At 42.2% G+C, this 11,841-nt stretch carries 12 protein-coding genes; 11 read left to right on the top strand and 1 reads right to left on the bottom strand.

Annotated elements, in window-relative coordinates:
- Positions 1-775, top strand: a 775-nt coding sequence (locus ACRRMM_RS04645; protein ID WP_432450794.1) for a M42 family metallopeptidase, incomplete at its 5' end; no start/stop codon positions are given.
- 43 nt (positions 776-818) lie between these two features.
- Here the strand turns inward: ACRRMM_RS04645 and ACRRMM_RS04640 are convergent.
- A complete protein-coding gene (locus ACRRMM_RS04640; protein WP_007501817.1) occupies positions 819-1,265 on the bottom strand; it encodes a YtoQ family protein in 447 nt (148 codons plus the stop codon).
- Positions 1,266-1,465: 200 nt separating this feature from the next.
- Here ACRRMM_RS04640 and ACRRMM_RS04635 point away from each other — a divergent pair, with 200 nt between their 5' ends.
- The 10 genes from ACRRMM_RS04635 to ACRRMM_RS04590 all read left to right on the top strand — a co-directional run bounded on the left by ACRRMM_RS04635 (position 1,466) and on the right by ACRRMM_RS04590 (position 11,788).
- On the top strand, positions 1,466-2,494 hold the full coding sequence (locus ACRRMM_RS04635) for a PTS transporter subunit IIC (protein ID WP_019743715.1): 1,029 nt from the start codon (positions 1,466-1,468) through the stop codon (positions 2,492-2,494).
- The gene (locus ACRRMM_RS04630) at positions 2,481-2,801 is read left to right on the top strand and encodes a thioredoxin family protein (RefSeq protein ID WP_003217665.1); all 321 of its coding nucleotides are present in this window, start codon (positions 2,481-2,483) and stop codon (positions 2,799-2,801) included. Before ACRRMM_RS04635 ends, ACRRMM_RS04630 begins: the two co-directional genes overlap by 14 nt.
- Before the next feature lie 18 nt (positions 2,802-2,819).
- Complete coding sequence (locus ACRRMM_RS04625; protein WP_008343044.1) at positions 2,820-3,632, top strand: DUF1444 domain-containing protein; 813 nt, start codon at positions 2,820-2,822, stop codon at positions 3,630-3,632.
- 16 nt (positions 3,633-3,648) lie between these two features.
- Positions 3,649-4,254, top strand: coding sequence for a YtpR family tRNA-binding protein (gene ytpR / locus ACRRMM_RS04620; RefSeq protein ID WP_035702057.1), 606 nt, complete (start codon positions 3,649-3,651; stop codon positions 4,252-4,254).
- A 196-nt stretch (positions 4,255-4,450) separates the two neighbouring features.
- Positions 4,451-7,204, top strand: a complete 2,754-nt coding sequence (locus ACRRMM_RS04615) for a DNA translocase FtsK (RefSeq protein ID WP_428828561.1) — start codon at positions 4,451-4,453, stop codon at positions 7,202-7,204.
- 302 nt (positions 7,205-7,506) lie between these two features.
- Positions 7,507-8,805 (top strand): UDP-N-acetylmuramate--L-alanine ligase, encoded by a 1,299-nt coding sequence (gene murC / locus ACRRMM_RS04610; protein WP_008343047.1) that lies wholly within the window; start codon positions 7,507-7,509, stop codon positions 8,803-8,805.
- Between the two features lie 223 nt (positions 8,806-9,028).
- The gene (locus ACRRMM_RS04605; protein WP_428828560.1) at positions 9,029-9,445 is read left to right on the top strand and encodes a DUF948 domain-containing protein; all 417 of its coding nucleotides are present in this window, start codon (positions 9,029-9,031) and stop codon (positions 9,443-9,445) included.
- A gap of 29 nt (positions 9,446-9,474) precedes the next feature.
- A complete protein-coding gene (locus ACRRMM_RS04600) occupies positions 9,475-9,945 on the top strand; it encodes a YtxH domain-containing protein (protein WP_007501807.1) in 471 nt (156 codons plus the stop codon).
- A 30-nt stretch (positions 9,946-9,975) separates the two neighbouring features.
- Positions 9,976-10,299: a bacillithiol system redox-active protein YtxJ gene (gene ytxJ / locus ACRRMM_RS04595; protein ID WP_007501805.1), complete on the top strand. Its 324-nt coding sequence runs from the start codon at positions 9,976-9,978 to the stop codon at positions 10,297-10,299.
- Positions 10,300-10,711: 412 nt separating this feature from the next.
- A complete protein-coding gene (locus tag ACRRMM_RS04590; protein WP_017358315.1) occupies positions 10,712-11,788 on the top strand; it encodes a bifunctional 3-deoxy-7-phosphoheptulonate synthase/chorismate mutase in 1,077 nt (358 codons plus the stop codon).
- The last annotated feature ends 53 nt before the right edge of the window (positions 11,789-11,841 follow it).

Here is an 11,841-nt window from a genome sequence, read left to right as displayed (position 1 = left end):
TGTGGATGTTCATACGGATCACGGGCCAATTCCGGGCGTTGTATCGAGCACACCTCCTCATCTTCTGACACCAGAACAAAAAAGCAAACCAGTAAAACCGTCAGATATGCTGATTGATATTGGTGCAGACAGTGAAGAAGAAGCGAAAGAGCTTGGCGTTCGCCCAGGGCAGCAAATCGTTCCTGCAACGGTCTTTACCCCAATGGCCAATCCGAAAAAGATTTTAGCCAAAGCTTGGGATAACCGCTATGGGTGCGGACTTGCCATTGAATTATTGAAAGAATTAAAAGACGAAGCTCTTTCATGTCAGCTATATTCAGGCGCAACCGTCCAAGAGGAAGTAGGGCTCAGAGGGGCTGAGGTAGCTGCGAATATGATTAAACCGGATCTGTTCTTTGCTCTAGATGCGAGTCCTGCAAATGATGTGACGGGAGACAAATCACAATTTGGCCAGCTTGGAAAAGGTGCACTTCTTCGTATTTATGATCGCACGATGATTACGCACCGAGGCATGAGAGAATTTGTCCTCGATACAGCCGAAACAAACAATATTCCATATCAATATTTCGTATCGCCAGGCGGTACGGATGCTGGACGTGTTCATATCTCAAATCAAGGTGTACCATCTGCTGTTATTGGTGTATGTGCGCGTTACATTCATACAAGTCACTCTGTCTTGCATGTGGATGATTATGCAGCGGCAAAAGAATTAATTGTTCGTCTTGTGAAAAATTGTGATCAAAGCACGGTGGATTCGATTTATCAACAAGTGTAAACGATCAGAAAAAGGCTGCCTCATTAAGAGCACAGCCTTTTTCTTATTCCTGTTCAAACACGTATGACAACGCCTTAATCGCTTGATTCACTGTTTCGACAGTGATATTTGCTTTGTTTGATAATTCCTTTAGGGGATGATGTAATTCTTTAGGACGAATCAAAATAAGGGGTTTCCCTTTGGCGATGGCAGAAGAAGCATCCATTGCCGTGTTCCACTGTTTATATTTCTCACCAAAGCGGGCGATGACAACGTCTGCCTTATTTAATAATAGTTCGGTGCGGAAATTGTTCAAATCAGAAGCCGCATCGTCTTTCAAGATGGCATTTGGCTGCCCGCCTAAAATATCTTCTCCGATGTTATCTGATCGGTCATGATTCTCCATTGGACCAACAAACGTTACTGGTAGTTTCAACGACTGGCTTTTTTCCTTAATTTCATCGCGCCACTGGCTATGAATTTCTCCAGCTAAATAAACCGTTAATTGCATAACAATCTCCTCCTTGTGCACAAACTTAGTAAAGGTTTGCCCTGTTTCTTTTCATGTTACACAAGAAGTGCTTGATAAAGCAAAAAAAATATGATTATGATATTCATGGTAGAGACTATTTTTCATCGTAAGAAGACTACATATAATGGGAAGGACAGGCCTCTTCGTCTTTCCTATGAGAAAGCAGGAAGACGACGTTGATGACTTATTTAAAAAGAAAGGGTATTTCCCTTTCGCCAAAGGTGTATTTTATTGATGCACTCTCTTATATGGCTTTAGGTCTATTTGCTACATTAGTGGTAGGGCTGATTTTAAAAACAGCAGGCGGCCTGTTATCATTTCCTCTCATCGTGGAAATGGGAACGCTCGCTATGGGGCTGATGGGACCAGCAATTGGCGTAGCGGTTGCTTATCGCTTAAACGCTTCTCCTTTAATTATTTTCGCAAGTGTTGTGTCAGGTGCCGCTGGAGCAGAGCTTGGGGGACCTGCTGGAAGCTTCGTGGCTGCTCTCATTGGTGTGGAATTAGGCAAACTGATCAGTGGTGAGACAAGAATTGATATTATTTTAACGCCGCTTGTGACCATTATCACAGGTTTTCTCACTGCTGCTTTCATCGGCCCTGGGATTCAGGCGGTGATGACAGGGCTCGGCAGGCTGATCGTATGGGGGACTGATCAAAGTCCACTCATCATGGGCATGCTGGTTGCAACCATTGTTGGACTTGCTCTTAGCTCACCGATTTCAAGCGCTGCGCTTGCGCTGATGCTTGATTTAAGCGGTCTTGCTGCTGGTGCGGCAACGATTGGCTGCTGTGCGCAGATGGTCGGCTTTGCTGCTGCAGGATTTAGAGAAAATCGTTTTGGCGGTCTTGCTGCGGTAGGCATTGGAACATCAAAACTACAGCTGCCGAACATTGTGAAAAATCCACTCATTCTCATTCCGCCGACGATTGCAGGACTGATTCTTGCGCCAATTGGTATCATTGGCTTTGGGATGGTCAATAATGCGGCAGGAGCGGGTATGGGAACGAGCGGACTTGTCGGCCAGCTCATGACTCTCACAGTCATGGGATTTCATCCTTCCGTTTTCCTCGCTATTGCTCTCTTGCATATCGTTGGCCCGGCAGTGATTAGTTTGGTAGTATCAGAATGGATGAGAAAGAAAGGCTATATACAATTCGGAGATTTAAGTATACAAACTGGAGGAATCAAACATGAAAAAAATTGAATCAAACGAAGAATTACAAAAAGTGATTCAAGAAGACTTAACCGTATTACTATTTTCAGCTGACTGGTGCCCGGACTGCACATTTATTGAGCCGTTTTTGCCAGAGCTTGAAGCAAACTATCCAGAATTTGAATACTTCTATGTGGATAGAGATCAGTTCATCGACACTTGTGCAGAGTGGGAAATTTACGGAATTCCAAGCTTTTTAGTCTTTAAAAACGGACAAGAGATCAACCGTTTTGTCAGCAAAGATCGTAAGACAAAGGAAGAGATTGAAGCATTTTTAACAGATTCTCTTTCTAAATAACGAAAGGAGAGTCTTATTATGGCGAAAATGACATCAAGACAGCTTGCCAATCAATTGAAAAGCCGTCTGACGAACGACAGCTGGACCCACCAGTTTGACAGGGAAAAAGATACGCTTCGTGTGGAAGATAAACATACAGGAAAGGGCATCACGCTTGAGCTCCCACCGATTATTGCAAAGTGGGAAGTAAAGCCTGATGAAACACTGGATGAGATCGTTTATTATGTGAAAGAAGCGCTCAGCGCTATGAAAGGTGAAGCGCAGCACATCTCAGGTAAAGAGAAGCACATTTATCCGGTCATTCGTTCAACGTCCTTTCCAGAAACATCGAGTGATGAGATTCCGCTCGTTTTTGATGAGCATACAGCAGAGACAAGAATCTACTATGCACTTGACCTTGGAAGCACCTACAGATTGATTGACGAGAAGATGCTGCAAAAGGAAAACTGGACAAAAGAACGAATCAGAGAAACCGCAAGTTTTAACGTCCGGTCACTAAAGACTGTCGTGAAAATGGATGAAGTGGCGGGCAACCGTTTTTATTTCTTCCGTGCAAACGACGGGTACGATGCAAGCAGAATATTAAATGAATCGATTTTACAAGAATACGCGCAAAAAGTAGAGGGGCAAATGGCCATTTCCGTTCCCCATCAAGATGTGTTCATCATTGCAGATGTACGCAATGAATCAGGCTATGATATTTTAGGGCAAATGTCGATGAGCTTCTTCGCCAGCGGCACGGTTCCGATTACGGCCTTGTCATTTTTATATGACGAAGGCAAGCTTGAACCGATCTTTATTCTTGCAAAAAGCAGACCAAAACAGCAGTAGAAGGGAATTTTGAAGAATGAACGTTTTTTATAATGCAGAAGGTGTCGGCGACACACTCCTTATTTCATTGAAAGATGTAACAAGAGAAGAAGTAGGTCATGAAACGTTTGGAGATGTCGTAAGAATCTTCAATCAAGACACAAAAGAAACAACAGGTTTTAATATTTTCAATGCATCTACTTACATGAAAATTGAAGAAAACGGATCTGTACCGCTTTCTGAAACGCTTGTTCAAGATATCAATGAAATTTTGAACCGCAACGGTGTCAGTGAAACATTAACAGTTGATCTATCACCTAAGTTTGTGGTCGGTTATGTGAAGGAAAAAGAAAAACATCCGAATGCAGATAAACTGAACATTTGCCAAGTAGATGTTGGCGATGAAACCTTACAAATCGTGTGCGGTGCACCAAACGTTGATCAAGGTCAATATGTTGTGGTTGCAAAGGTCGGTGCTGTGATGCCGAGCGGTTTGGTGATCAAAGATGCTGAACTAAGAGGTGTTCCTTCAAGCGGAATGATTTGTTCTGCAAAAGAATTAGATCTTCCGAATGCGCCTGCTGAAAAAGGAATCCTTGTTCTAGAAGGAAGCCACCAAGCTGGCGAACCATTTGAAGCGTAACCTCCCATAAACGGGTACAAATGAGCGAAGAATGTGTTATACCAAAAGTCACTAAGTACGTACTTAGTGACTTTTTTTCATCTACAGACAGCATGAACAGCAAAGCGTAGCACTTTTCTCGCTTTTCTGCATGAAAAAGCAATGGTATACTAAAAATCGCCCAAGAAAACGTAAGGGGAGTTAAAGTGAGTGATAAATGATGAGTTGGTTAGATAAATTTTTTAGTGTATTTTTAGGAGAAGAAAAAAAAGAAGAAAAAGCTGAGAGGCCTGAAACAGGTCCGATTGCACCAAAGCAGCCAGCTGTTGAACAGCATAAAGAATATAAAAAAGTTGAAGATACGAAAGTGTATTATGAATATCCAAAAGGCAATTTCCGCTTTCCTCTCGTTCCAGATGATCCTGCACGTGAGGCAGCAAAGCAGCAAGAAAGAAGGCGCACGCGGCCAAGTCAGCCAAAGGCAAAGCAGACGACCTATCAGCCAAAACAAACGGTGCAGCCTGATCTCAATAAAAAGCCTTTTAAACCAGAGCAAATCCCTTCACCGATCTATGGCTACCACCAGGATATGCGTCCAAAACATGCAGCAGCCAAAGAAGACACATCTTCTGTCAAAATGAAATCGGCAGAAGAAACGTCACAGCGTGTCACACTGTTATCAGAAGAAGCAGAGCGTGAACGGAATGTAAGACAGCAAATGAACATCCCGTCTATACGAAAAGAACAACGTATGGAAGACATGATGTCAGCCCAAACAGCAGAACAAGTAGAGAAGCAACCTGTCACGACGCCGCTTACTTTGCAAGAGGAACTCGCTTATCAAGATCACGTTCAATCAACGATGGAACGTTTATATGACGGGCCTTTCAGTGAGACAGAGGATCAAGATCAAGCTTTGTCACAGACCAAAGACGATCGGGAAGCATTCTTACATATGGAGCAAGCTGAAGCATCTAACGAGCCTCTAGAGATGGAGGAAGAACAGGCAGTCACCATTGAACAAGAAGAGCTGATGATTCCGCTTGAAGATGATGCTCAGAAAAAAGAGAGCTTTACATTTGAAACAGCTGAAAGCCCATCACCAGCACTCGACATGGAGATAGAAAGCCCAGTAGAAGAAACTGCGATGCTGGAAGAGAAGAACATAGAGGCTATGGAGGAAAGAGCAGAGGCTGCACGGATAGAAGAAAGTCAAGTAGACGTGTCAGCGGCAGCATTTGAACAAGAAGAACCGGTGATCATACAAGATTTGCAAGATGATGATTCCCTACCGGAAGAAAAATTAACAGATGATGAAGTCATGTCAGTTGAAGAAGCATCAGATGAATTTGCTGACTCTGGACAAGCAGAGATCGCTGCGGATATGGCAGAAGAGCTTGAGGAAACACCTGAAGAAACGCCTGAAATAAAACGTGAAGAACCAAAACCGTCTTCTCCACAGCCAAAGCACTCAAGCGGTCAAACCTCCACCGTTCCTTTTAACGTCATGATGTTAAAAAGTGATCAGCGCGTGCAAGGACAGAAGAAAACGGCAGATGCACAAGGATATGTATTTCCGAGTTTAGCCCTTCTAGACGTTCCGCCAGCACAAAAAGAAGAGGACGGAACATGGGTGAAAGAACGGGCAGAACTGCTCAATGCCACTCTGAAAAACTTCAATGTCAGAGCAAGTGTTGTTCATGTGACGCAAGGTCCTTCTGTTACAAGATTTGAAGTGCATCCTGAACCAGGCGTGAAAGTGAACAAAATTACAAACCTGTCAGATGATATCAAACTCAGTTTGTCTGCAAAAGATATTCGGATCGAAGCACCGATTCCTGGGAAGAACACGATTGGAATCGAAGTGCCCAACCTTCACAGTAAAATGGTTTTCTTAAGAGAAATGATCAGAAGCAGTGCCTTCAGAGACAATCCATCTCCATTAACGGCGGCGCTCGGATTGGATATTTCCGGTCAGCCCGTTGTGGTTGATTTACAAAAAATGCCGCACGGCTTAATTGCCGGAGCAACAGGTTCAGGGAAAAGTGTCTGTATTAATACCATTCTCGTGAGCCTGATGTTTAAAGCCTCACCTGATGAAGTGAAAATGCTGTTAATCGACCCTAAAATGGTCGAACTCGCGCCGTATAATCACATTCCGCATCTTGTGAGCCCGGTTATTACTGATGCCAAGACAGCCACAGCTGCCCTGAAATGGGTAGTAGATGAAATGGAAAGACGCTACGAACTGTTTGCACACTCTGGTGTGAGAGAAATCAAACGATTTAACGAACTGGTGAAAGAAAAACAAATGGGTGAAAAACTGCCATATCTCGTCGTTGTCATTGATGAGCTGGCTGATTTAATGATGGTCGCACCAAATGAAGTCGAAGAAAGCATTTGCCGAATTGCCCAAAAAGCAAGAGCATGCGGGATTCACTTACTCATTGCGACGCAAAGACCTTCTGTTGATGTCATTACAGGCCTCATTAAAGCAAACATCCCAACAAGAATTGCATTCTCTGTTTCAAGCCAAGTGGATTCAAGAACGATCATTGATATGGCAGGTGCTGAAAAGCTTCTCGGAAAAGGAGACATGCTGTTCTTAGAAAATGGCTCTGGCAAACCGACAAGGCTGCAAGGGAACTTTGTATCAGATCGAGAGATTGATGAAGTGGTAGCGCATGTGAGAAAACAGCGCAAACCTGTGTTCCTTTTTGAACAGGAAGAATTGATGCTCCAAGGCTCTGCCATTACAGACGAAGATGAATTGTTTATGGACGCATGCAGATTCGCCATCGAGCAAAATAGTGCAAGTACATCCAGTTTGCAAAGAAGATTTAGAATTGGCTACAATCGAGCAGCAAGATTAATTGATATGATGGAACGTGAAGGAATGATCTCTGGGGCAAAAGGCAGTAAGCCAAGAGAGGTCCTCATGACACTGAGTGACTTAGAACAATTGATCTAAACAAACCACTTCATTTTTTTGATAAACATGGTATGATAGCACATAGGTGCAATTTTTGAATTGGACGCTTTTCGCATGCCTGTTTGAACGCTTTTTAACGAAAATGAGCGAAAGCAAGTGTTAGAAATGGGAAAGTTGTCGGATACTAATCATAGTTAATATTGATTAGAATAGGAAGATCGGAAAAAAATCTTTATTTGGAGCTGCGATTTGTGATCAGCTAGAGACAAAAATCACAAGTTGCAAATTGAAATGAGCGTCATATACTGTAAGTCAGATAGACGTTTGTTGGAGGTACAATTATGACTGTTTATCATTTTGTTGGAATAAAAGGGACAGGTATGAGTCCACTGGCCCAAATTCTTCATGATACTGGGTATACTGTCCAAGGATCGGATATCGAAAAACATATCTTTACACAAAAAGCATTAGAAGAACGAAATATTAAAATTCTTCCATTTGACCCAGATAATATTCAGCCAGGGATGACGGTGATTGCAGGAAATGCATTCCCAGATACACACCCTGAGATTGAGCGTGCTCTTTCTGAAGGGATTCCTGTTATTCGTTATCATAAATTTCTTGGAGAATACATGGATTCATTCACAAACGTTGCAATTACGGGTGCTCATGGTAAAACATCGACAACAGGTCTGCTTGCACATGTGATGCAAGCGGCAAAACCAACTTCCTACTTAATCGGTGATGGATCTGGAATGGGGAAAGAAAACAGCGAGTATTTTGTATTTGAAGCGTGCGAATACCGCAGACATTTCCTCAGCTACCATCCAGACTATGCGATCATGACCAATATTGATTTTGATCACCCTGATTATTTCACGGATATTGATGACGTGTTTGATGCGTTTCAAAACATGGCACTTCAAGTGAAAAAAGCCATTATCGCCTGCGGTGATGATGAGCATCTTCTCAAGATCCAAGCAAAAGTACCTGTTGTGTACTACGGATTCAATGAAGAAAATGATTTCCAAGCACGAAATGTTGTGAAAAACACAGAAGGCACCACATTTGATGTATTTGTACGTAATACGTTTTATGATACATTCTACATTCCTGCTTACGGAAACCACAATGTCCTTAACTCATTAGCGGTCATTGCATTATGCCACTATGAGGCCATTGATGTAGAGCTCATCAAAGGTGCTTTAACGACATTTGGCGGTGTGAAACGACGCTTTAATGAAAAAGTAGTCGGTGAACAAGTCTTAATTGACGATTATGCGCACCATCCGACTGAAATTGAAGTCACGATCGAAGCAGCTCGCCAGAAGTATCCAGACCGTGATATTGTAGCAGTCTTCCAGCCGCACACTTTCACTCGTACACAGCAATTTTTAAGTGAATTTGCGGACAGTCTGAAAAAAGCGGACTATGTGTACCTCTGTGATATTTTCGGTTCAGCTCGTGAAAACATTGGGAAACTAAGCATTGAAGACTTGCGGGAAAAAATTCCGCAAGCCCAATTGATTGAAGAAGAAGAGACATCTGTGCTAAAAGCACATGAAAATGCGATCTTGGTCTTTATGGGAGCAGGAGATATTCAAAAGTATCTTCGTGCTTATGAGAAAGTCGCAGTATAATTGCCTGTCAAAAAGTGCCGATTCAATCGGCGCTTTTTTATTTTGAATAAAATGTGACAAAGGGGCTAAATGTGACAAGATGTGCCGCTTTTTTTCGTTCGCTGTGGACAGGAATTGGCGAATAAGTGTAGAATTATTATTCAATCGGTCATTCTAGGCGATGTTTGAATGATACAACGAGAGGGTATTGAATTGAATATGCCCGCAGCAAAGGAGGTATCAGATGATTATTATTCTCTATTTAAGCGTTGCACTCATCGCAATTGCTTTCCTCATTCTTGTCATCTACTTGTCCAAAACATTGAAATCCTTACAGCTGACATTAAAGAATGTCGCATCAACTTTAGAAGGTCTTGAAGGACAGATGCAAGGCATCACCACAGAGACAGCACAGTTGCTACATAAGACCAATCAGCTTGCTGAAGACATTCAAGACAAATCGGCAAAACTTAACACAGTTGTGGATGCGGTGCAGGGAATTGGTGGCTCGATCAACCAATTTAATACAAGCATAAAGCAGGCAGCTGGTGCGGTTTCTTCATCCGTTGAACGAAATCAGGAGAAAGTCACGGATGTGGTAAGCTGGAGTAACGCAGCACTTGAAATCTATAAAAAATGGAAACAGCTTAAACAACAATAATCAACCATTTTCGCATAGGAGGAATAATCATGAGCAAAGACGGAATCAATAGCAAAGACTTTTTGATCGGAACACTTATCGGTGGCATTATCGGTGCAACAACGGCATTATTTTTAGCACCAAAGTCAGGGAAAGAGCTTCGCGATGATTTGAACACCCAAGCGAATGCCCTAAAAGAAAAAACAGATCGTCTTACAACAGATGCAAAGGAAAAAGGCACTGAATATGTGACGATTGCGAAAGACAAAACATCTGAATTGTCTCAGCTCGTAGCAGAGCAGTCAAACCAGATTTTAGACAAAGTAAAAGACATAAAAGATCGTACAGCTGGAAAAGCTAAACAAGTAAAAAGCGAAGCAGAAGATGCTGCAGCAAATATTGCAAATGAAGCTTCAGATGTAGCAGATGAAGCAAAAGTAAGAGCACAAGAAGCAAAAGCAGACATTGAAGACGGCATCAAAGATGTCAAAGAAAAAGTAGAACAATCTACGAAAGGCTAACTCGCTGCTTAAGTTAGGAAGGAGCACATCATGTCTAAACAACTCATAGAAACAGAAGAACAGTTTGATCAACTAACAAATCAAGACGGAACCTTTGTCTTTTTTAAGCACAGTTTGACATGTCCAATCAGCCAAGCTGCTTTTCAAGAGTTTGAAGCGTTTGCGTCAGAACATGAGGATGTTCCTGCTTATTTCTTGCAAATTCAAAACACAAGAGAGCTTTCATCCTATGTGACTGAAAAGTCAGGGATCAAGCACGAAAGCCCGCAGGCACTCATCTTTAGTGGTGGCAAAGTAAAGTGGCATGCTTCTCACTCAAGCATTACAAAAGAAGCGCTTGAACATAACATGTAGAAAAACGTCAGCGATTGCTGACGTTCAAGATTGTTGACAAAGGGCTAAAATGAACTTTATTTTAGCCCTTTGTCTTCTTTTCAGCGTGATAGAAAACCTTTGCAGTCTAGGAAGGACGAGCACTGGCACGGAGCGAATTTGTCATTCGTGAGTACCAGCGCGCAGGACCGACAAAGAATGCGAGGGTTTGTCTACCCGCTGAAACGTCAGCGATTGCTGACGTTTTTTTATAAAAAAGGTTTACTTGCATCAAAAGTATGCTATAATCTTACACATAATACTTTATCGCTTAAAAGCGTTTGGGTAATAAAGAATTTTTTCGTGACAATTCCGAAATCTTTGTTTATAATAAACCCTATTATAAGAGATCAAAAATAAAAAGCGAGAGCGGGCAGAGGAAAGGATGACAAAAATGAGCAACAATGAATTGGAACAATTGAGACAGCAAGCAGATGAACTAAATCTTCAAATCTTAAAACTGATCAATGAAAGAGGAAACATTGTAAAAGAAATTGGAAAGGCAAAAGAAGCGCAAGGTGTCAACCGTTATGACCCTGTCAGAGAGCGCACAATGCTTAATCAAATTCTTGAAGAAAATGATGGCCCATTTGAAAATTCAACGATTCAACATATTTTCAAAGAAATTTTCAAAGCAGGTTTAGAGCTTCAAGAAGATGACCACAGCAAAGCACTTCTTGTTTCTCGTAAGAAAAAACCTGAAAATACAATTGTAAATATCAATGGAGAAGCGATCGGTGACGGAAAACAACGTTTCATCGTTGGACCATGTGCCGTTGAAAGCTACGAGCAAGTTGCAGAAGTAGCGGCAGCAGCGAAACAGCAGGGACTAAAACTTCTTCGTGGCGGCGCATTTAAGCCTCGCACAAGTCCATACGACTTCCAAGGACTTGGCGTAGACGGTCTAAAAATTCTAAAACGTGTAGCAGATGAATACGGTCTTGCAGTTATTAGTGAAATCGTGAATCCTGCTCATATTGAAGAAGCGATTGAGCATATCGATGTCATCCAAATTGGAGCACGTAACATGCAGAACTTCGAGCTTTTAAAAGAAGCTGGATCAGTGAACAAACCAGTTCTTTTAAAACGCGGTTTAGCAGCAACGATTTCAGAATTCATCAATGCAGCTGAATACATCATCGCACAAGGAAATGACCAAATCATCCTTTGCGAGCGAGGCATCCGCACATACGAAACAGCCACAAGAAATACACTAGATATCTCGGCTGTGCCAATCTTGAAACAAGAGACACATTTACCAGTCTTTGTTGACGTGACACACTCAACTGGACGAAGAGATCTACTTCTTCCAACAGCTAAAGCAGCTCTTGCGATTGGAGCAGACGGTGTGATGGCAGAAGTGCATCCAGATCCATCTGTTGCCCTATCTGATTCAGCGCAGCAAATGGACATTCCACAATTCGAAAAATGGTTAGATGCGTTAAGACCACTTGTCAACATTCACGCATAATCATAAATAGAAAAGCCGCCGGATGACAGCCCGGCGGTTTTTTCATGAAAAAA

The sequence above is a fragment of the Bacillus sp. XT-4 genome (assembly GCF_050864245.1).
GTDB lineage: Bacteria > Bacillota > Bacilli > Bacillales > Bacillaceae > Bacillus > Bacillus altitudinis.
Note: the sequence above shows the minus strand (reverse complement) of the source record. Positions and strands in the feature narration are given on the sequence as shown.

Bases quoted from the DNA above. Each gene is read 5' to 3' on its own strand.
- ACRRMM_RS04640 (WP_007501817.1), bottom strand. From the start codon at position 1,265: ATGCAATTAACGGTTTATTTAGCTGGAGAAATTCATAGCCAGTGGCGC.
- ACRRMM_RS04635 (WP_019743715.1), top strand. From the start codon at position 1,466: ATGACTTATTTAAAAAGAAAGGGTATTTCCCTTTCGCCAAAGGTGTAT.
- ACRRMM_RS04630 (WP_003217665.1), top strand. From the start codon at position 2,481: ATGAAAAAAATTGAATCAAACGAAGAATTACAAAAAGTGATTCAAGAA.
- ACRRMM_RS04625 (WP_008343044.1), top strand. From the start codon at position 2,820: ATGGCGAAAATGACATCAAGACAGCTTGCCAATCAATTGAAAAGCCGT.
- ytpR (WP_035702057.1), top strand. From the start codon at position 3,649: ATGAACGTTTTTTATAATGCAGAAGGTGTCGGCGACACACTCCTTATT.
- ACRRMM_RS04615 (WP_428828561.1), top strand. From the start codon at position 4,451: ATGATGAGTTGGTTAGATAAATTTTTTAGTGTATTTTTAGGAGAAGAA.
- murC (WP_008343047.1), top strand. From the start codon at position 7,507: ATGACTGTTTATCATTTTGTTGGAATAAAAGGGACAGGTATGAGTCCA.
- ACRRMM_RS04605 (WP_428828560.1), top strand. From the start codon at position 9,029: ATGATTATTATTCTCTATTTAAGCGTTGCACTCATCGCAATTGCTTTC.
- ACRRMM_RS04600 (WP_007501807.1), top strand. From the start codon at position 9,475: ATGAGCAAAGACGGAATCAATAGCAAAGACTTTTTGATCGGAACACTT.
- ytxJ (WP_007501805.1), top strand. From the start codon at position 9,976: ATGTCTAAACAACTCATAGAAACAGAAGAACAGTTTGATCAACTAACA.
- ACRRMM_RS04590 (WP_017358315.1), top strand. From the start codon at position 10,712: ATGAGCAACAATGAATTGGAACAATTGAGACAGCAAGCAGATGAACTA.